Genomic DNA, 20,461 nt, shown 5'->3' on the forward strand with positions numbered 1-20,461 from the left:
CCAAGCCGGCAGCCCAAAACGCAAAAGGGGAAGGACTCGCGCCCTTCCCCTGCATATCTGCGTTCCCTCACCGGCATCTGCACACGCATGTGCCGATGTCGCGATGGCCTAACCCTTCAAAAGTCCGCACATGGATGTGCGGGCTCTCGCGAGGGACTCGCACTTATGCCGCCAGCGCGCCCTTTGCCTTCTCGGCCAGCGCGGCAAAGCCGGCGGCGTCGTGCACGGCGATATCAGCCAGCACCTTACGGTCCAGGGTGATGCCAGCCTTGAGCAGGCCATTCATGAAACGGCTGTAGCTCAAGCCGTTGATGCGGGCAGCCGCATTGATGCGGGTGATCCACAACGAGCGGAATACGCGCTTCTTCTGCTTACGGCCAATATAGGCGTACTGCTGTGCCTTGATGACCGCCTGCTTGGCAACACGGAACACCTTGCGGCGAGCGTTGTAGTAACCCTTTGCGAGGGTCAGAATTTTCTTGTGGCGGCGGCGCGCCTGCACACCACGCTTTACTCGTGCCATGGTTCAGTCCTCAGAGGTAGGGAAGCATACGGTCAAGACGGCCAGCATCTTCTGCACGGACGTGATTCGTCTGCCGCAGGTTGCGCTTCCGCTTGGTCGCTTTCTTCGTGAGGATGTGGCTACGATTTGCGTGGCCGCACTTGTACTTGCCGGAGGCGGTCTTGCGGAAACGCTTGGCCGCCGCCCGGTTGGTCTTGATCTTGGGCATTGCAATGTCCTTGATGGTGTTTTGTCACTGACACGGGCGGCAGTCTTGCGACCACGCTTTCCATCCTTGCCCTTGCCTGCTTGTAAGTCCTTGATCGAACACGATCCGGACAGGTCCTGTGCCGCTTGCGCGGCTCCCGGCAAAACCGGGCCGCGCAGTCTACCCGTTGCCGGGAATTCTTGCAAATCGACGGATTCGCCGCCCTGACGAACCCCGTCGGGGCCCGTCGCGGCGCGGAATCAGATCTTCTTCTTCGGCGCGATCATCATGACCATCTGACGCCCTTCCAGGCGCGGACGGGACTCGATGACGATGTCTTCGCCCAGGTCGGCCTCGATGCGTGCCGCCATCTCGCGACCCAGTTCCTGGTGGCTCATTTCACGGCCACGGAAGCGGATGTTGACCTTGACCTTGTCGCCCTCTTCCAGGAAGCGACGCATGTTGCGCAGCTTGATCTGGTAGTCGCCCTCGTCCGTGACCGGACGAAACTTGAGTTCCTTGATCTCGACCTGCTTGGTCTTCTTCTTGGCCTCGTTGGCCTTTTTCTGCTGCTCGAACTTGAACTTGCCGAAATCCATGATCTTGCAGACCGGCGGATCGGCCTGCGGCTGGATTTCCACCAGATCCAGGCCTTCTTCCTCGGCCTTGGCGAGCGCTTCGTCGCGCGACAACACGCCGACCATCTCACCGTCACTGCCGATCACGCGGACGCGCGGCACACGGATTTCTTGGTTCTTGCGGTTCTGTTTGTTGTCAGGGGTACTGATATTGCAATCTCCCAGGGGAATCGAACCGGCGCATCCGGATCATCCAGACCGGCCGGGGTTGGCTCACGCTGCCTGCTCTGCCTGCAGGCGTTCGATGAAGGCAGAGACCGTCATGGTCCCGAGGTCCTCCCCCGAACGCGTCCGCACGGCGACTGCGCCATTTTCCTTCTCGCGGTCACCGACGACGAGCAGGTACGGCACGCGTTGCAGCGTATGCTCGCGAATCTTATAACCGATCTTCTCATTACGCAAATCGGCGTTGACACGGAAGCCTTGATTTGCAAGGGTTTTCCGAACCGAGTCCACATATTCGGCCTGAGCGTCGGTGATATTGGCGACAACGACCTGGACCGGGGCGAGCCAGGACGGGAAAGCGCCGGCGTGATGCTCGATCAAAATACCGATGAAACGCTCCATCGAACCGACGATGGCCCGGTGCAGCATCACCGGGTGCTTCTTCTGGCTGTTTTCGTCCACGTACTCGGCGCCGAGGCGGCCCGGCATCATGAAATCGACCTGCATCGTGCCCAGCTGCCAGGTGCGGCCGATGGCGTCCTTGAGGTGATATTCGATCTTGGGGCCGTAGAAGGCGCCCTCGCCCGGCAGCTCCTGCCACTCCACTCCGCACACGCCCAGCGCGCTGCGTAGCGCGGCTTCGGCCTTGTCCCAGGTGATGTCGTCGCCCAGGCGCTTTTCCGGGCGCAACGCGATCTTGATCTCGATGTCGTCGAAGCCGAACGCGGTGTAGACCGCCAGTGCCTGCTGATGGAAGGCGGTGACTTCGGCTTCGATCTGCGATTCCAGGCAGAACACGTGGCCGTCGTCCTGGGTGAAGCCGCGCACGCGCAGGATGCCGTGCAGCGCGCCGGAGGGCTCGTTGCGGTGGCAGGCGCCGAATTCGCCGTAACGGATCGGCAGGTCGCGGTAGCTGTGCAGGCCCTGGTTGAATACCTGCACGTGGCCGGGGCAGTTCATCGGCTTGACCGCGTAGGTGCGCTTCTCCGACTCGGTGAAGAACATCGCGTCCTGGTAGTTGTCCCAGTGGCCGGATTTCTGCCATAGCGACACGTCCAGGATCTGCGGGCAACGCACTTCGCCGTAGCCGCTGTCGCGGTAGACCTTGCGCATGTACTGCTCGACCACCTGCCACAGCGACCAGCCCTTGGGGTGCCAGAACACCAGGCCGGGGGCCTCTTCCTGCAGATGGAACAAGTCCTGCGCCTTGCCGATGCGGCGATGGTCGCGCTTATCGGCTTCTTCCATGCGCAGGATGTAGGCATCGAGCTGCTTCTTGTCGGCCCAGGCGGTGCCGTAGATGCGCTGCAACTGCTCGTTCTTGGCATCGCCGCGCCAGTAGGCGCCGGAAATGCGGGTCAGCTTGAACGCCTTGAGGAAGCGCGTATTGGGCACATGCGGGCCGCGGCACATGTCCACGTATTCCTGGTGGTAGTACAGACCCATTGCGGTGATGTCGTCGGACATGTCCTCGATCAGGCGCAGCTTGTACTCCTCGCCGCGCTGGGCGAACACCTCGATCACTTCCGCGCGCGGGGTAACCTTCTTGATCACCTCGTAATCCTGCGCGATCAGCTCCTGCATGCGCTGCTCGATCGCCGCCATGTCGTCCGGCGTGAACGGGCGCTCGCTGTAGATGTCGTAGTAGAAGCCTTCGGCGATGACCGGGCCGATCACCATCTTGACGTCCGGGTATAGCTGCTTGACCGCATGCCCGACCAGATGCGCGCACGAGTGGCGGATGATCTCCACGCCTTCGGCGTCCTTGGCGGTGATGATGCGCAGGCTGGCGTCATGGTCGATGACGTCGCTGGCATCGACCAGCTGGCCGTCCACCTGGCCGGCGATGGTGGCCTTGGCCAGCCCGGCGCCGATCGACTGGGCGACCTGCATCACCGAGACGGGGGATTCGAATTCGCGGCGGCTGCCGTCAGGGAGCGTGATATTGATCATGGGCAAGAATGAGGTCTGGGCTGGATGCAGCGGTGAGCTGCCATGAGAGATCTGCCCACTGCTGGACAGGCTCGGAAAGAACGTACGAGACGTGCTGCGCAAGACAACGGCACGCGAGCGCTGGCTGCGCTGGGGCCGGTCCGGATCAACGGTGGGCGGTGATAGTGCTCATGTCGCACGCTGGGCCGGCGCGGAGCGCGGGCCACCTTCTCGCAAGGGGTCTTGGACGTGAATGGTAAACCAATCAGGCGGCCACTGGGCAGTGCGGCACGCCGCCGCCGGGCGCGTGGCATGATGCCGGCCACTTGTCCTGTCCGTTGCCGACCATGACCATCAAGGGTAAAGCCACCTCGCTGGATATCGCCTACCTGGCCGGTGTGTCGCAGCCGACCGTCTCGCGCGCGTTGCGCGGCAGCCCGATGGTCAACGAGGAAACGCGCAAGCGGATTCTGCGTATCGCGCATGAGCTGAACTACAAGGTCGACAAGAACGCTTCCTCGCTACGGCTGCGCAACGCCGGCACGCTGGCGCTGCTGTTCTTCGAAGACCCCACCGCCGACGATTCGCTGATCAACCCGTTCTTCCACTCGATGCTGGGCTCGATCACGCGCGCCTGTGCGCTGCAGGGCTACGACCTGCTGGTGTCCTTCCAGCAGCTTTCAAAGGACTGGCAAGCCGATTACGAAGACAGCAACAAGGCCGACGGCATTATTTTGCTGGGCTATGGCGATTATCAGGAATCGCGCCAGCGGCTGCAGTTGCTGGTGGAGCAAGGCACGCACTTCGTGCGCTGGGGCGCGGCATTGCCGGGCCAGCCTGGCATTTCCATCGGCAGCGACAATTATCAGGGCGGGCTGGACATCACCGAGCACCTGTTGGCGCAGGGGTGCCGACGCATTGCGTTTCTTGGCCACGCGTCCAATCACTACCCCGAATTCGAAGAGCGCTACCGGGGCCACGTCGCGGCGCTGGCGCAGCAGGATCTGGTCGCCGATGCCGCGCTGCAGTTCGATGCGATCACCACCGAATCGTCGGGCCATGCGGCATGCCTGGCGCTACTAGAGAGCGGCAAGGCGTTCGATGCGGTGTGTGCGGCCAGCGACCTGATTGCGATCGGTGCGATGCGCGCGTTGCGCGAACGCGGCCTGCGCGTGCCGCAGGACGTGGCGATCAGCGGCTTCGACGATATCGCGTTGGCCGCATCGGTTGCGCCGGCCCTGTCTACCGTGCAACAGGACACCAAGCAGGCCGGCGCGTTGTTGGTGGAAAGCCTGGTCGCGCTGATCCGTGGCGAAGCGGCGCAGAGCCGCACGATCCCGGTGCGGCTGGCATTACGCGATTCTTCGCGCAGCAGCGGGTTGCAGCCACCGCTGGGCTGGTCGCCGGCCGCGGCGGCGGAAACCGGCGATGGCGGGCGTGGGCGAGCCGCTGATGTGCCTGGGACGCGTTGAGGATTTGGGATTTGGGATTTGGGATTTGGAATTTGGAATTTGGAATTTGGAATTTGGGAATCGGGAATCGGGAATCGGGAATCGGGAATCGGGAATCGGGAATCGGGAATCGTTAGAGCATGCACGACGGGCTGCGATAGTGACCGCAGACCATTGATGCCTCGTAGGAGCGCACCCGGGCGCGACGAAGCGTTACCGACAAAGCCCCATCGCGCCCCGGTGCGCTCCTACCGATTGCGGGCATCGCGGATGGCTTGATCGGCCATCTGGGCATCGAGTTGCTTGCGCAATCCTGGGTCGGTGACCGGTGCATCCGAGAGCAGGACGCGCACACCGTGCGCCGGCACCTGCATCGCCAGCTGACCTTGCACCTCTAGCGTTTCGCCACTCATCGCATCACGCCACGTGCCCGGCTGCAGGAAGCGGCTGACCGCGATGTTTGCAGCCGCATCGCCCTTGTTGAGCAACACCAGGGCGGTCTGGCTGGTTCCGGCATGCTGATAGACACGAAAGAAGGCCGCCTGATTGCCGCGCAGCAACACGTCGACCTGCACGCCGCGCTGCAGCGCTGGGGTCTCACGGCGCACGCGGGCGATCTGTTTCAGCGGGCCGAAGATCGGGCTTTGCGGTGCGGCCTGGATGCGCTCGACGCCGAAGTAATTGCGATTGCCCGCATGCTCCGCCCGCCCACGCATGAAGCCGATTTCCGAGCCGTAATAGATCACCGGGATGCCGCGCGCGGTGAACAGCCAGTTGTGCGCATCGATAAAGCCGGTGTCGCTGGCATCCAGCCGCGCCATGTCGTGGTTGTCGTAGAAGCTCATCAGCTCGTACGGGTTCGCATACGGCCCCTGACGCAGAAACAACGGTTTGGCGAGCTGTTCGAAACCCTCTTGCGCGTGGCCGAAGACTGCCGACAGCTGCTGCTTCAACGGGAAATCCAGCACGCTCACACCGGCGTTGCGTGCCCAGGTGTGGCCGGCAATCTTGTCGGCGTTGTAATCGAACGCCTCGCCAAACATGAAAAATCCCGGCCGTTTTTTGCGGATGCGCGCAACGAAGGCATGCCAGAAGCGGTCCGGCATCCAGCCGATGGTGTCGATACGGAACGCATCGGCACCCTGCTCCATCCATTGCAGATACGCGCCGGCCAGGTAATCGAGCACCGCCGGGTTGTTCTCGTTGAGGTCGGACAATTCCGCCAGACCGCCACCGGTATTGTAGAAGGCGTGCAATGGGTTGTGCTGCGGATCCAGCTGCGCCGGCGGCAGATTCTGGTGATCGGCAACCAAGCGACCACTCGCATCGTAGAGCTTGCCGAAACCCGGCTGCGCCACCGGCATGGTGTAGGCCGGCGAGCCGTGATTGCCCACGATATCCAGCACCACCTTCAGCTTGTTGGCGTGCATGGCGCGGGTGAAGCCGGCAAAGTCCAGTCCCGGGCTGGGGAGATGCTCGTCCAGCGTGTAGAAGTTGACACCCCAGTAACCGTGATAGCCGGTCTTGCCGTGGTCGCTGAGCGTGCTGCCGCAGGTGATCGGCTTGCCGCCGGTAAATGCCTGGTCCGGGTTGTCGACGATCGGCGTAATCCATACCGCGCCGAAACCCAGGTCGCGAATGTAGTCGGCCTGTTCGACGATGCCTTTGAAATCGCCGCCCAGGTAGCCGATGTTGTCGTCGCTACCATCGGCGCACGGTGTGGGCACATCGAAGGTGCGCTGCGCACCGCCCTGCTCGCGCTGATCGTTGCCGGTATCGCCGTTGACGAAGCGATCGGTGACCACGAAATACACCGCATCGGCGGCGAACGGCTCCAGGGTGCCGTAATACTCCCTGGAAGCAGGCGCGGCGAGCGCCACGCCCGCATACATCGTCAACGCCAGATAGATCGCACTACGCATCACTGCCCTCCCGAGGCGATGGGGACCCGCACCACGCATACGCCCGCAATCAACAGGCTGAGCCCGCCAATGGCCAACGCATAGATTGGCTGGCCGCCCAACCAGACGCGGAGCACAAAGCCCAGCGCGCCGGCAGCGACCAACTGCGGAATCACGATAAAGAAATTGAAGATGCCCATGTACACGCCCATCTTGGCGGCGGGCACGCTGTCGGACAGCAAGGCGTACGGCAGCGACAGAATCGATGCCCAGGCAAAACCGACGCCCAGCATGGACAGCAGCAACCACTGCGGGTCACGAATCACCAACATCGACAGCAAGCCCGCAGCACCCAGCCACAGGTTGCACAGGTGGCTCCAGCGCAGGCCAATCGCACGCACCAGCAAAGGAATGATCAACGCTGCCAGCGCTGCAAATCCGTTGTAGGCGCCGAACAGCACACCCACCCAGTTCGCACCATCGTTATAGGCTGCCGAACCCGTATCAGTCGCGCCGAAGTGCACCTGCGTCACCGCTGCGGTGGTATAGATCCACATCGCAAACAGCGCAAACCACGAGAAAAACTGCACCCAGGCCAGGCGTCGCATGGTCATCGGCATGCTGCGCAAGTCCTGCACGATGACGACCAGCATGCTGGTGCCCCGCAGTACACGCGTCAACGCAAGCAGCGCGCCGTAGGCGATGCACAGGCCGGCCAGCACATACAGCATGCGATCGCCGTGCTGCCAGGCGATGGCCGCAGCTAGCAAAACACCAGCAATGCACCACGCCGCGCTTGATGCCTGCGACGGCAGCGCACCGCTACCCGCTTGCGTTGCGACAGGCGGATGCGCATCGTCGAAGCTCGCCAGCTGCGCGGGGCTGTATTCGCGGGTACGCAGCACGGTCCAGGCGATCGACAGGAACAACACCACCGCACCCAGGTAGAACGCGTAGCGCACGCTGTCGGGCAGTTGCCCTGGCGGTGCGGTATTGGCAACGCCCCAGCGCGTGAGTAGCCACGGCAGAAAGCTCGCCACGATCGCACCAACACCGATGAAGAAGCTTTGCATCGCATAGCCGGTGGGCCGCTGCGCGGTTGGCAGCTGGTCGCCCACCAGTGCGCGGAATGGCTCCATCGAGATATTGATCGATGCATCCAGCACCCACAGCGTGCCGGCAGCAATCCACAGCACCGGCGCATTGGGCATCACCAACAGCGCCAGCGTGGTAAACACCGCGCCCACCATGAAATACGGGCGCCGACGGCCCCAGGGCGTCCAGGTGCGATCGGACAGATAGCCGATGATGGGCTGCACGATCAGCCCGGTGAGCGGTGCAGCGATCCACAATCCCGGTACATCGTCGACCTGCGCCCCCAGGGTCTGGAAGATGCGGCTGGCATTGGCGTTCTGCAGCGCGAACCCGAACTGGATGCCGAGAAAGCCGAAGCACATGTTCCAGATCTGCCAGAAGCTCAGGCGGGGTTTGGCGGTCATTGCGCTGTCTCCATGATGGCTGCCGGCCCGACGATCAAGGCGCTGATCTGCGCCGTATTGACCACCCCATCGCGACCACCACGGCCGCCGTTGTACTGCGCAAAGTGCGCCAGGGCGCTCATGTTGAAACCATCGTCCAGCCGAAACGCACAGGCCTGCCCCGCTACCACATCGAAGCTCGCCTGCATGGAGACCTGCTCGCCCACGCTATGCGGCATCACGATGACATGCGATTGCGCAGCTTTCCCCGGGCATTCCAGCACCAGCTGCTTCACTGCGGCAGTGACGCCGGTATTGATCGGGCCATTGTCGTTGCGATAGCGCAGCGACACGCGATGCGGGCCGCTACGCGACGGCAGCCATGCCCAGGCGTGGCTGCCGCGCAGTTCCTGCGCCGGACCAAGCGTCAACGAAGGACTGTGCAGCGATTCGAGACCTGCCACACGACGGGTCAGGCTGAGCACATGCAACACCCCGTCATCGGCAAGATCCCAATGTTCACTGGCGTCCAACGCAAGGCCATCCATGTATAGCGTCGCGCCAGCGGGAATGGCGATGCGGTGACCGCTGCCCCGCCGTTGCGCAACCGGCATCGCTGGCGTTTGCGGAGCAAATACCTGCACCGGCTGCGGCGGTGCGGCCAGATCGGCCTTGCGACCGACCAACTGCACCTGCGTGGTCTGGCCCTGCTGGGTGACACGGCCGGCCACCAGCAAGTCGCCTTCTTCGTTTGTCGGGCGCAACAACACGTAACGACGTGTGCCCTGCTCCAGCACGATCCGCTCGCGGTCGCCGAACAGCAGCGGCAGCAGGCTGCGCGGCAATTTCGGGGTGACGCTGCCATCGGCAGACACACCGAACACGCCGTCCAGCACCGCAGAAAGATAGCCGGCAACCGACCACAGCTGACGCGGCGAATTCACCACCGGGCCACTGCGCACGCCATCTTCCACATGCACGGCCAGGCTCTGCATCTCGTAGTTTTCCATGTTGGAGCCGGCCAGCGCGCTACCGCGCATCAGCGATTGCAGCTCCAAGGCAATGCGCGGCGCATCGTCCAGCACACGTGCGGCGCGCAAGGCGTAGGCACTGACGAATGGCCAGATGGCGCGATTGTGATAGATCGGCTGCGCCGCTTCCTGCGGCCACACCACCGGGCTGCCTCCGGCAACCACCGGATAGTTGCGCAGCGCGGTGCGTGCGCGCTCTGCGGGGAACACATCGGCCAGCACGCCCAACGAGACGCCCAGCAGATCGACCTTGGCATAGCGCACCGGATGCGCCGCCGTGCCGAGATAACTCACATACTGGCTGCTGCCTGCATCCCAGAAGCGTGCATCGATGGTCTGACGCAATGCATCGGCCCACTGTGCGTAGTCGGCAGCGCGTGCGTCGCCATGCTGGCGTGCCAGCTGCTCGGCCAGGCGCAGCGCCTGGTAATGCAACACGTTGGTCGATAGCGCAAACGACTCGGCGATGAAGGCCACGTTCTCCCGCGTCCAGCCCGGATAGGTTTGCTCGCGCCAATCCAGAAACGAGGTTTCGCCACGGTAGAGGCCGATCTGCGCATCGAATACCGCGTCGCGATCCTGCGCGATCGTCGCCTGCAGCGCCTGCCAGACCTCTTCAGCAAACTGTGCATCGTCCAGCAATCCACGCGCGGCCAGAAACCACACCACGCGGTCGCTGCTGATCGGCCAGCTGCCACCGGAGCCGGTGTCCTGCGCCACGAACACGCCAGGGGTCTTCCCATCGCGTGCGGCCGACAGCTTGAAGCGCAATGCATTGCGGGTGCGCTCCGGTTCCAGCCGCGCCAATGCCAGATCGGCGGCGAAACTGACATCGCGCGTCCACACGTATGGCCAGCGCTCGCCGGTCTCGAAGCATTCACAGGGCACCGGCTTGCCGGCGTTGAAGGCCGGATCGCGGATCGCATCGACACGGTCGTCGGCCATCTCCTGCTGCGCCAACGCAAACAAGGCGTCGAACATCGGGCTGGCGGTGTACGTGCGCATCGGCTGCGCAGCAATGCGGCGCTCGCCCTGCGGCCAGCGCAACACAAAGCTTCCATCGTCAAGCGCCTGCGCTTCGGCGCGGCGCCCCTGAAATTCCAACTCGTCGGCCAATACCGGCGAGCTTGCCGCAACGCCGAGCGTTGCAGCCATGCAGATCATCTTCAGCATCGAAGCGGCGAGACGGCTGGTGCCGTCGGCCTTCCTCCCTCGTTGCACGCGTTGTGGTGCGCGGCACAGGCGTGCCACGGTCGCGGACCCTCCCAGGTGCCGTACGCCATGGTAGACGCGCACCCTGCCCTGACGCATCACTGCATACGTATTCATGGCGGCAACGAGCGCACAGCACGGCGCTTGTGCGGTGTGCCGCTGCATAGTCGCCGCTTCTGCAACGGTCGCCTTGGGAGGGGATATGCCGCTGTTTTCACGTCGAGCACGCTCGACACTGGGCGCTGCCTGGATCGCGCGGCTGCTGGTTCTGACCTGCCTCGGCAGTCTTACCGCAATGGCGCACGCCGAGGTCACCACCATCGATGTGGCGTCGCCCGGCAAGGTCTTGCAAGTGAGTCTGGACCTGGATGGCGGCACGCCGTACTACCGTGTGCAGCGGCTGGGACAGCCGGTCATACAGCGCTCACGGCTGGGCTTTACCTTGCGCGACGGCCGCCTGGACCGCGGGCTGGTGGTGCGTTCGCAATCACGCCAGAGCCATGACGACACCTGGGAGCAACCCTGGGGCGAAACACGCCTGGTGCGCAATCATTACAACGAACTACGCGTCAGCCTGAGCGAACGCAATGGTGCGCAACGCAGCTTCGAAGTGATCTTTCGCGTCTACGACGACGGCGTGGGATTTCGCTACCACTTCCCGCAGCAAGCCGGATTGCGTGAAGCGATCATCGACGAGGAAGTCACTGAGTTCGCCATCGCACAACCGGCTGAAGCATGGTGGATTCCCGCAGGCGAGCCGATCCACTACGAGTATCTGTATCGGCGCACGCCGTTGAATCAGGTCGCACTGGCGCATACGCCACTGACGCTGCGTACCGACAGCGGGCTGCACATTGCGCTGCACGAAGCGGCGTTGGTGGACTACGCCGGCATGTGGCTACGCCGTACCGACGACCAGCGCCTGCGCGCGCAGTTGTCGCCGGCCGCCGAAGGCTGGAAGGTGCGCCGCAGCCTGCCGTTCGATACGCCGTGGCGCACGCTGCAGATCGCCGATCAGGCCACCGGCCTGGTGGAATCCAACCTGATCCTCAACCTCAACGAACCCAATGCGCTGGGCGCGGTGGACTGGGTCAAGCCGTCCAAATATGTCGGTGTGTGGTGGTCGATGCATCTCAACCAACAGACCTGGGCCACCGGGCCCAAACATGCGGCCACCACTGCCACGACCAAGCGCTATATCGACTTTGCCGCCGCGCATGGATTTCGCGGGGTGCTGGTCGAAGGCTGGAACCCGGGCTGGGACGGCGAATGGTTCGGCAACGGCGGTCGCTTCGATTTCACAACATCCACGCCGGATTTCGACCTGCCCGCACTGAGCACGTACGCCGCAGCCAAAGGCGTGCATTTGATCGGCCATCATGAAACGGGATGCGCAGTGGACCATTACGAAGACCAGATCGCCGAGGCGATGGACCTGTACGCACGCTTCGGCGTGGACTCGGTGAAGACCGGCTATGTCTGCGACGACGGCCAGGTGGAGCGACGCAACCCTGCGGGCGGTGCACCGTTGCGCGAGTGGCACGATGGCCAATGGATGGCGCGCCATCATCTGCGCGTGGTGCGCGAGGCGGCCGAGCGGCATATCGCAGTCAATGCGCACGAACCGATCAAGGACACCGGGCTGCGCCGCACCTATCCCAACTGGATCTCGCGCGAAGGCGCGCGCGGCATGGAATACAACGCCTGGGGCCAGCCACCCAATCCGCCGGAACACGAGGTCAACCTGGTGTTTACGCGCCTGCTCGCCGGGCCGATGGATTACACGCCAGGCATCGTCAGCCTGAAGGGTCGCAACGGCCAGGCCATTCCCAGCACGTTGGCGCGGCAGCTCGCGCTGTATGTGACGCTGTATAGCCCGATCCAGATGGCCGCCGATCTGCCCGAGCATTATCTGCAGCATCGCGACGCGTTCCGCTTCATCGAAGACGTGGCAGTGGACTGGGAACAGACCCGCGCATTGAATGGCGAAGTGGGCGATTACGTGACCATCGCGCGCAAGGATCGGCACAGCCGCGAATGGTTCCTGGGCAGCATCACCGACGAACACGGCCGCCTGCTGCAGGTGCCGCTGGGTTTTCTCGAACCCGGCGTGCGCTACACCGCGCAGATCTATCGCGATGGCGACGGCGCCGATTACCTGAGCAACCCGTTCGCCTTCGTGCGCGAGGAGCGCCAGGTGGGCAGCAGCGACACCCTCGAACTGCGCCTGGCACCCGGTGGCGGACAGGCGATCCGCTTCGTCCCGATGGATGGCAAGCATTGAGTGATGCATCGCAGCACGCTGCGGTGCCGCCGACGCCAGTGAGTGCATCTCACCACCGCGCCTCATCGCCGCAGGTCGTGCATCGCGCCCATGCGTGATCTGCAGCAGCAGCTTTGCGCTGGATGCCTTGCGTGGAATCGATTTCATTGCCGTTGCGCGGGTTGAATACGTATGCAGCACCCGTTTGCATGCGGGTGCGGTGTCTACCATACGTTGCAGTCGTGACGTCCGTCCGGGCGTGCGACGCATGACATCCAGGCGTCTGCCGGATCAAAAAATCAAAGAACAACATGTACCTGGGAGGGGAAAATGTTGAAGCACAAGCGCTCTGCGCTGAGTATCGCCCTGGCCGTTGCCATGGCACCGACGCTGGCTGCCGCGCAGTCGGCAACGCCTGCACAAGCCACCGCCACCGAACAAACCGCAACCGATCAGCAGAGCGGCGCAGTCACCGAGTTGGACAAGGTCCAGGTCACCGGCCTGCGGCGCGCGATCGAAGGCGCGATCTCGGTCAAGCGCGACTCCACCTCGATCGTGGAAGCCATTTCTGCCGAAGACATCGGCCGCCTGCCCGACGTCAGCATCGCCGAATCACTCGCGCGCCTGCCTGGCCTGGCAGCGCAGCGGGTGGCCGGTCGCGCGCAAGTCATCAGCGTGCGCGGCCTGTCGCCGGACTTCTCCACCACCCTGCTCAATGGCCGCGAAGTGGTCAGCACCGGCGATAACCGCAGCGTGGAATTCGACCAATATCCGTCCGAGCTGGTCAGCGGCGTCACCGTGTACAAGACCCCGGACGCCGGTCTGGTGGGCCAGGGCCTGTCGGGCACCGTCGACATGCGGACCGCGCGCCCGCTGAGCTACAACGAGCGGGTGATCGCCATCGGTGGCCGCTATCAGCGCAATTCGCTGGGCAAGGCTGCCAACGTCGACCCTTACGGCAACCGCTTCAACGTCAGCTACATCGACCAGTTCGCCGACCGCACCATCGGCCTGACCATCGGCTACGCCCACACCGACATGCCGATCCAGGAAAACCAGGTGGGCCTGTACGAACCCTGGCAGCAGGTCGACGCACAGCGTCAACGCCCCGGCGTGGCCGACGGCGTGTATTTCTCCGACGGCATCAAGGCACTGCGCCGCACCGGCAACCAGAAGCGCGATGGCGTCATGGCCACGCTGCAATATCGCCCGTCCAACGCCTGGACCAGCACGCTCGACGCCTTCCACACCAAGGCCGAGCAGATCGACACCGCCAACCAGTTCGAGCTCAACCTGAGCAACTACAACGGCGGCTACACGCCGGGCCTGAACATCACCGACGTGCGTGTCAACGACAACAACAGCTTCATCGGCGGCACCGCCAGCGGCGTCTACCCGCTGGTGCGCGGCATGTACAACAAGCGCGAAGACAAGATCGACGCGTTCGGTTGGAATAACGAAATCACCGCAGGCGCGGTCAAGATCATCGCCGACCTGAATTACTCCAAGGCCACCCGCGATGAATTGAACCTGGAGAACAATCTCCAGCGTGCCCCCATGCCACAGTTGGACACCGTTGGCGTGTCGGTGGCCGGCAATGGCTTCTCGCAGCTGGCGCCGGGCATGAATTATTCCGATCCGGGTGAGCTGTTCCTTACCAACACCATTTACGGCTCCGGTTACGGCAAGGTGCCGCGTGTGGAAGACGTGCTCAAGGGCGCACGCCTGCAGGCCAGCTTCCCGATGCCAGAAGCGCTGAGCTGGTTCTCGGATCTGGATGTCGGCGTCAACTACGCCAACCGCGAAAAGCAGAAGACCCAGCCGGAAGGCAACATCACGCTGGGCCCGCAGGGCGAGGCCACGGTGGCAGCGGATCTCCAATACGCACCGGTCAATCTCGGCTTTGCCGGTCTCGGCTCCCTGCCCGCGTGGAATGTGCCGGCCGCGGTGTCGCGCTACATGCTGTTCAACCCCAGCGACGACGCCTCGTTTCTGGTCTCCAAGGCCTGGACGGTCGAAGAAAAGATCACCACCGCCTGGCTGCGCGCCAACATCGATACCGAATGGGGCGAGGTCGGTGTGCGCGGCAATATCGGTGTGCAGCTGCAGAGCGCCGATCAATCCTCGCAGGCCAATTACTGGGATGCCTCGCAGCCGCCTGGCAGCGAAGTGCGGCCCATCGACGATGGCAAGAAGTATCGCGACTGGCTGCCCAGCCTGAACCTGGCCTTCCAGTTCCCGTACGAGCAGACGCTGCGCTTTGCGATGGCCAAGCAGGTCGCGCGCCCACGCGTGGACCAATTGCGCGCCTCGCTGGAGTTTGGTGTGGACACCTCGACCGGCCGGCCCGGCGCCAGCGGCGGCAACCCGATGCTCGACCCCTGGCGCGCGAACGCCATCGACCTCTCGTACGAAAAATATTTCGCCGAGCGCGCGTATGTGGCGGCCGCCTTCTTCTACAAGGACCTGAAGAGCTACATCTACACCCAGAGCCGCGACAACTACGATTTCTCCGCACTGGTCGCCGGCTACGTTCCGCCACCGGGCTCGGCACCGGTGCTCACCACCGGCACCTTCAGTGCACCGTTCAACGGCAAGGGCGGCACGCTGCGCGGCGTCGAACTCACTGCATCGCTGCCGCTGGATCTGCTGTTCGCCCCTCTGGAGGGCTTCGGCATCCAGGCCAGCGCCACCTTCAACGACAGCGACGTCAAGATCCGCGACCCGGAAAGCGCCTCAAGCGTCGGTGATGGTGAAATCAGCCTGCCCGGCTTGTCCGAGCGCGTCTACAACCTCACCGCGTATTACGAGCACAAGGGTTTCGAAGCCCGCGTCAGCCAACGTCGCCGCTCCGACTTCATCGGCGAGATCGGCAACTTCAACGGCAACCGCACCCTGCGCTACGTCGTCGGCGAAAACATCACCGACGCGCAGATCAGCTACAACTTCGCCGAAGGCAGCACCCTCGCTGGCCTCACACTGCTGCTGCAAGCCAGCAACCTCAGCAACTCGCCGTACCGCACCTACGCAGAAACCAAGGACCGCCCGCTCGAATACATCGAATGGGGCCGCACCTTTGTGCTGGGCGTGAACTACAAGTTCTGAGTGGCTGGTATCACCACGTTCTGCAGACAAGGGGACTGAGTCGCTTACGAAACGTCGGGGCGCGTCATACCCCAAGTTCGCCTTCCACATCGGAAGGCGAACGATACGCTCGATACCACAGCGACCAAGCGTTGCAGGAAGATAGGCCCCTCTCCCACCGGGATAGGGGTTGGGGTGAGGGTACGTGATAGGCGTTGCACACTCTAAATCATGCAGCGCCCCGATGTTAGCGCTTAAGCCCATCCAGGGAGAAGTCTGCAACTGAAGATCACGAACCTTCGTTACCTTCAAAATTATATCGACCAATACAATTAAATTAATTAATTATTCCATGTCGGACTATTTCATCTCACCCTGAACTTTCCAACCTAAGCCTGTAATGACCCATCGGTTTCTGCACAGGTCAGGTGGTTAATGTAGCGGCATAGGCTTGGTCAGGCGTCATCATCTTCAGTGCCTGATGCGGCCGCTGCCGGTTGTAGAACCCAATCCAGTCGCCAATGACGCGTAGGGCGTGGGCCAGGCTCTCGAACCGGTGCCGATGGACGCACTGTTCCTTGAGTGTTCGGATGACGCGCTCGACCATCCCGTTCTGCTGCGGACAGTGTGGCGTGATGAACTCCTGCTTGAGGCCGTAGCCGGCGACCAGGCGGGTGTAGTCGCGGCTGGTGAAGACCAGGCCATTGTCCGAGCGCAGCAGGAACGGCTCCTTGACCTTGCCCAGCGTGCCGAAGCGGGTGATCAGCGCCTGCTCCAAGGCCGCCACGGCGGTGCTGGCCCTGCCTGTGCGCGAGAGCTGCCAGCCCAGCAATTGCCGGGTATGGCAATCGATCACCAGGGCCAGGCTCAGCCAGCCGTCCTTGCCGCCCCAGACCCGACACAGATCGGTGGCCCAGCGTTGATTCGGCGCGCTGGCCACCGAGGGCAAGGCCTCGATCCGCGGTCGCTTGCCCACGGCCCGCTTGCGCACCTGCCAGCCCTTGATCTGAAAGATCCGCTGCACCGTGTTCTTGTTCATCCCCAACAGTCCGGCCACCGTCCGATACCCGAACGACGGCTCGGCCTCGATCATGGCTTCGATCGGTGCGGCCAGCTCCGGCTTCACCTTCGGCACTGCCTTGCGCGGCGTGTAGTACACGCTGCGCCGGGCCACACCGAACCAGCGGCACAGCTTGACCATCGAGACGTCGAACCCGTCCTCCTTCAGGCCCTGCTGGATCGAGACCATCAGCTCTCGTCCTTGCCCAGCAGGGCTGACAACTTTTTTCGGGCGCGCAGTTCCAGCATGGCCTCGCCGTAGGCTTCCTGCAGGTCCTTGAGCTGGCGTGCGTACTGCTCGCGCACGTCTTCTGGTTTGGCCCGCAGCGCGTTCTCCAGCCCGCGCTTACCTTCCTCGACCCAGCCTTCGATCTCATTGGGCGTCAGGTCGAATTGCCGGCTGGCCAAGGCCACCGTCGTCTTCCCCTGGATGATCTCCAGCACCAGCGCCGACTTGCGCCGGGCCGTCCAGCGCTTGATCTGTTCTTCGTCCATCACTGCACTCATCGATGTCTCCTCTGAAAACTAACACCTGAGCAGAGTTTCAGTGGGTCTTTACAAGCCAGCCTTCTTAGCTGGCTACAAAGATCTGTTATTCAATGCAACCAGTCTTGAAATGCGCCACACCAAAGTTACACCACGACTTATTGCACAAGCACACCGGCTAATTGAGCTACTTCTCTACGCAAAAGCTCTAGTAAAGCATTTCCGGAGAACAGCTATTTCCTAAACGCCACGCGCCTCTTTTTCATGGTCCTTACAAGCTGAAAGCAAAGACAAGCACAAATGATGGCAAATAGAATTATCGTATAGTCGGCCAAATCAATTTCATATCCAAAGTAAATTCTACTCGAAAAGTAAAACAAAAACCTTATTGATGACAACCCAAAAATAAAAGCCCAGAATTTAAGCCAACGCAAAGACATAATTCCCCTGCTACACCCTAATTTTTGATCCGCAGATTTCCAGCCACCGGCGACAATTCGCGCCCCAATACCGACGACACTAACAAAAAAATTTTATACAATCATCTATTTTCGCCAAACACCATTCCCGACCAACCCAATACAGCGATTAAGTATACAGATAAATTAGCAAATCATGCTCCATGACATGTCAGAGCACAGCAGTACCTCGCGTGCGCCTCTTGCAGATAGTACCCAGTAGATCTGAAGTCCAGATTCAGAGCCAATGCTCGATTCGATGGACGCTGATTATTAACCTGACCGTACCTGACAGCTTACAGCAAGTAAAGTCTGGCAATCAAAGTACGCTATAAAGTCAAAGGCAAGTGGGCCTCAGCAGCGATGAGACACCCCACACCAACGGGCGTGCGTTGCGGCAACGCATACAAGTTGACACCTTTAGCGAGTTCATCGCGACCTTGACAAATCGATAGCCTGAGGATGACGCAGAGCCCATCGCCAATTCTGGAGTGGCTGCCGACCTAAAATGCAGCGATTGAATAACACCTTTCAGCATGAATGCGTAAAGACGCGCGTACTCCTCGATCTAATGATGCCCCTCAGAAGATCGAAAATCGGATGGACGATTACACTAATTCCGCATAAACACCTTGATCCGACCTCGATCGGTGGTGTCCTACCTGAAGGGCTCAACCATAAGATAAAATTTTCAGCCCTATTCGTACTCATGCGTAAAGCAGAGCTCGTTCTCGATAAAATTGTTAATACTGCCCTTGAGCTCCACGCTAGATACCTCCAATTATCCTCAGAGGCATCATTCAATGACATGAGACATTCCCGAAGGAATATCTCACTACTTGTCAATCGAACTCTTGGCTAGGCTTGACAGCAAAAGTCAGCTATTACTCGCAAGCCACGACACAGATAACCGCATGGGCCGCCAACTGTAGCTCGCTAAGATCAACGTTGCCGCGCTCTACGCCAGGTACGTCGATCTGCTTCCATTCACCTGGGGGCAACCGAAGCGAGGCAGGTTCGCCAGACAGATTGAATACCAACACCATGACCTGACCCGCTTGCTCGCGCCGAAACATCAGCACAGGCTCGGCCGTGTCGTAAAAAGCGATGGATCCCTCACGCAACGCCGGTATTTCCTTGCGCCAGGCAAGAAACGCACGTACTGCGCTCAATACAGAATGCGTATCGTCCTGCTGCACACTCACCGCAGCGGTACGATGCGGCTCCGCCAGCGGCAACCACGGCTTGCCACTGGTGAATCCAGCAGATGGCGCGTCGGTCCATGGCATCGGCGTACGGCAGCCATCGCGGCCCTTGAAGGTCGGCCAGAACGTAATGCCATACGGATCCTGCAGGTCCTCGAATGCCACGTCCGCTTCGCCCAGGCCTAGCTCCTCGCCCTGATACAAGCAGATCGAACCACGCAGCGAACACAGCAGCGCCACCACCATCCGCGCAAACGCTGGCGACGCATGTTCGCCACCCCAACGCGTTACCGCACGCACCACATCGTGGTTGGAAATCGCCCAGCACGGCCACCCCTCCAACATGGTTGCCTCAAGCCGGCTCACCGTCTCGCGGATATACGCGGCGCTATAGTCCTGCACCAACAGCTCGAAGCTGTAGCCCATGTGCAGGCGGCCCTGGGCGGTGTACTCCGCGGTGGTCGCCAGCGAATCCTCCGACGAAATCTCGCCTAGGCTCACCGCGTTCGGGTAGCGGTCCAGCAGTGCACGCAAGCGCTCAAGGAACGCAAGGTTCTCCGGCTGCGTATTGTTGAAGTAGTGGTACTGATACGCGTACGGATTGTCCGCACTGAAGCCGCGCCCTACTCGCTTGTCCGCTGGCTTGGCCGGGTTGTCGCGCAGCTGCGCATCATGGAAACAGAAGTTGATTGCATCCAGCCGGAAGCCATCCACGCCCCGATCCAGCCAGAAGCGCACGTTGTCCAATGTCGCCTGCTGCACCTCCGCACTGTGGAAATTCAGGTCGGGCTGGTCCACCAGGAAGTTGTGCAAGTAGTACTGCTCGCGCCGTGGCTCCCACTGCCACGCCACGCCACCGAATAACGACAACCAGTTATTCGGAGGCGTCCCATCCTCGCGCGGCTCGGCCCACACATACCAATCTGCCTTCGGATTGGTCCTGTCCTGCCGGCTCTCCTGGAACCACGCGTGCGCGATCGACGTATGGCTCAGCACCTGGTCGATCATCACCTTCAATCCAAGCCCATGCGCCTTGTCGAGCAAGCGATCGAAATCGTCCAGCGTCCCGAACAAGGGATCCACCGCACGATAGTCAGCGATGTCGTAACCGAAATCGGCCATCGGCGACTTGAAGAACGGCGAGATCCAGATCGCATCCACCCCCAACCCGGCAATATAGTCGAGCTTGGCGATGATGCCGGGCAAATCACCGACTCCATCGCCATTGGAATCGAGAAAACTGCGCGGATAGATCTGATAGATGACGGCCCCGCGCCACCATGGTGTCTGCGACATGTACGCCCCTCCCGGGCCAATGCGGGCGCGAGAACAAGCACCCAGTCAAGAGCACAAGCGTAGCGGCGTAACAGACGCATAGCGTATCCGTG

At 61.9% G+C, this 20,461-nt stretch carries 13 protein-coding genes; 3 read left to right on the forward strand and 10 right to left on the reverse strand.

The genetic code is table 11. The annotated features are described in order from the left end of the window. Nucleotides 1-163 precede the first annotated feature (163 nt). The 4 genes from rplT to thrS form a co-directional block, all read right to left on the reverse strand. Entirely contained in the window at nt 164-523 is a 360-nt protein-coding gene (gene rplT / locus ACCQ06_RS14265; RefSeq protein ID WP_016903313.1) for a 50S ribosomal protein L20, read from the reverse strand. Between the two features lie 10 nt (nt 524-533). Then, entirely contained in the window at nt 534-731 is a 198-nt protein-coding gene (gene rpmI / locus ACCQ06_RS14270; RefSeq protein ID WP_002811096.1) for a 50S ribosomal protein L35, read from the reverse strand. A 239-nt stretch (nt 732-970) separates the two neighbouring features. Continuing rightward, the gene (gene infC, locus ACCQ06_RS14275) at nt 971-1,513 is read right to left on the reverse strand and encodes a translation initiation factor IF-3 (RefSeq protein ID WP_070690874.1); all 543 of its coding nucleotides are present in this window, start codon (nt 1,511-1,513) and stop codon (nt 971-973) included. A 48-nt stretch (nt 1,514-1,561) separates the two neighbouring features. Beyond that, nucleotides 1,562-3,466, reverse strand: a complete 1,905-nt coding sequence (thrS, locus tag ACCQ06_RS14280) for a threonine--tRNA ligase (protein WP_316686590.1) — start codon at nt 3,464-3,466, stop codon at nt 1,562-1,564. Between the two features lie 326 nt (nt 3,467-3,792). On the opposite strand from thrS, the gene ACCQ06_RS14285 reads away from it, so the two are divergent. Further along, nucleotides 3,793-4,917, forward strand: coding sequence for a LacI family DNA-binding transcriptional regulator (locus tag ACCQ06_RS14285; RefSeq protein WP_055851496.1), 1,125 nt, complete (start codon nt 3,793-3,795; stop codon nt 4,915-4,917). 227 nt (nt 4,918-5,144) lie between these two features. On the opposite strand, the gene ACCQ06_RS14290 is transcribed toward ACCQ06_RS14285, so the two are convergent. From ACCQ06_RS14290 to ACCQ06_RS14300, 3 genes are read right to left on the reverse strand one after another with little or no spacing between them, the layout of a single operon-like run. Continuing rightward, a complete protein-coding gene (locus ACCQ06_RS14290; RefSeq protein WP_170068667.1) occupies nt 5,145-6,818 on the reverse strand; it encodes an alpha-amylase family glycosyl hydrolase in 1,674 nt (557 codons plus the stop codon). After that, nucleotides 6,818-8,296, reverse strand: a complete 1,479-nt coding sequence (locus ACCQ06_RS14295; RefSeq protein ID WP_316686591.1) for an MFS transporter — start codon at nt 8,294-8,296, stop codon at nt 6,818-6,820. Before ACCQ06_RS14295 ends, ACCQ06_RS14290 begins: the two co-directional genes overlap by 1 nt. Further along, on the reverse strand, nt 8,293-10,479 hold the full coding sequence (locus tag ACCQ06_RS14300) for a glucosidase family protein (RefSeq protein ID WP_316686592.1): 2,187 nt from the start codon (nt 10,477-10,479) through the stop codon (nt 8,293-8,295). The genes ACCQ06_RS14295 and ACCQ06_RS14300 overlap by 4 nt, the downstream gene beginning before the upstream one ends. Nucleotides 10,480-10,720: 241 nt before the next feature. Between ACCQ06_RS14300 and ACCQ06_RS14305 the strand changes: the two genes are divergently transcribed. Further along, entirely contained in the window at nt 10,721-12,802 is a 2,082-nt protein-coding gene (locus ACCQ06_RS14305; protein ID WP_316686593.1) for a glycoside hydrolase family 97 protein, read from the forward strand. Nucleotides 12,803-13,111: 309 nt separating this feature from the next. Next, complete coding sequence (locus ACCQ06_RS14310; RefSeq protein ID WP_316686594.1) at nt 13,112-15,886, forward strand: TonB-dependent receptor; 2,775 nt, start codon at nt 13,112-13,114, stop codon at nt 15,884-15,886. Between the two features lie 403 nt (nt 15,887-16,289). On the opposite strand, the gene ACCQ06_RS14315 is transcribed toward ACCQ06_RS14310, so the two are convergent. The 3 genes from ACCQ06_RS14315 to ACCQ06_RS14325 all read right to left on the reverse strand — a co-directional run bounded on the left by ACCQ06_RS14315 (nt 16,290) and on the right by ACCQ06_RS14325 (nt 20,369). Next, nucleotides 16,290-17,114 (reverse strand): IS3 family transposase, encoded by an 825-nt coding sequence (locus ACCQ06_RS14315; protein WP_316685822.1) that lies wholly within the window; start codon nt 17,112-17,114, stop codon nt 16,290-16,292. Next, nucleotides 17,114-17,431: a DUF1153 domain-containing protein gene (locus ACCQ06_RS14320; protein ID WP_316685821.1), complete on the reverse strand. Its 318-nt coding sequence runs from the start codon at nt 17,429-17,431 to the stop codon at nt 17,114-17,116. Before ACCQ06_RS14320 ends, ACCQ06_RS14315 begins: the two co-directional genes overlap by 1 nt. A 1,321-nt stretch (nt 17,432-18,752) precedes the next feature. After that, nucleotides 18,753-20,369, reverse strand: coding sequence for an alpha-glucosidase (locus ACCQ06_RS14325; protein ID WP_316686595.1), 1,617 nt, complete (start codon nt 20,367-20,369; stop codon nt 18,753-18,755). Nucleotides 20,370-20,461 lie beyond the last annotated feature (92 nt).

Origin of the sequence: Xanthomonas sp. NCPPB 4467 (genome assembly GCF_041475665.2) — a bacterium.
GTDB lineage: Bacteria > Pseudomonadota > Gammaproteobacteria > Xanthomonadales > Xanthomonadaceae > Xanthomonas > Xanthomonas dyei.

What these genes read in the sequence shown, in the direction of transcription:
- ACCQ06_RS14310 (WP_316686594.1), top strand. Translation starts at nt 13,112, where the DNA reads ATGTTGAAGCACAAGCGCTCTGCGCTGAGTATCGCCCTGGCCGTTGCC.
- rpmI (WP_002811096.1), bottom strand. Translation starts at nt 731, where the DNA reads ATGCCCAAGATCAAGACCAACCGGGCGGCGGCCAAGCGTTTCCGCAAG.
- ACCQ06_RS14290 (WP_170068667.1), bottom strand. Translation starts at nt 6,818, where the DNA reads ATGCGTAGTGCGATCTATCTGGCGTTGACGATGTATGCGGGCGTGGCG.
- ACCQ06_RS14305 (WP_316686593.1), top strand. Translation starts at nt 10,721, where the DNA reads ATGCCGCTGTTTTCACGTCGAGCACGCTCGACACTGGGCGCTGCCTGG.
- ACCQ06_RS14295 (WP_316686591.1), bottom strand. Translation starts at nt 8,296, where the DNA reads ATGACCGCCAAACCCCGCCTGAGCTTCTGGCAGATCTGGAACATGTGC.
- ACCQ06_RS14325 (WP_316686595.1), bottom strand. Translation starts at nt 20,369, where the DNA reads ATGTCGCAGACACCATGGTGGCGCGGGGCCGTCATCTATCAGATCTAT.
- ACCQ06_RS14300 (WP_316686592.1), bottom strand. Translation starts at nt 10,479, where the DNA reads ATGCTGAAGATGATCTGCATGGCTGCAACGCTCGGCGTTGCGGCAAGC.
- thrS (WP_316686590.1), bottom strand. Translation starts at nt 3,466, where the DNA reads ATGATCAATATCACGCTCCCTGACGGCAGCCGCCGCGAATTCGAATCC.
- rplT (WP_016903313.1), bottom strand. Translation starts at nt 523, where the DNA reads ATGGCACGAGTAAAGCGTGGTGTGCAGGCGCGCCGCCGCCACAAGAAA.
- ACCQ06_RS14320 (WP_316685821.1), bottom strand. Translation starts at nt 17,431, where the DNA reads ATGAGTGCAGTGATGGACGAAGAACAGATCAAGCGCTGGACGGCCCGG.
- ACCQ06_RS14315 (WP_316685822.1), bottom strand. Translation starts at nt 17,114, where the DNA reads ATGGTCTCGATCCAGCAGGGCCTGAAGGAGGACGGGTTCGACGTCTCG.
- ACCQ06_RS14285 (WP_055851496.1), top strand. Translation starts at nt 3,793, where the DNA reads ATGACCATCAAGGGTAAAGCCACCTCGCTGGATATCGCCTACCTGGCC.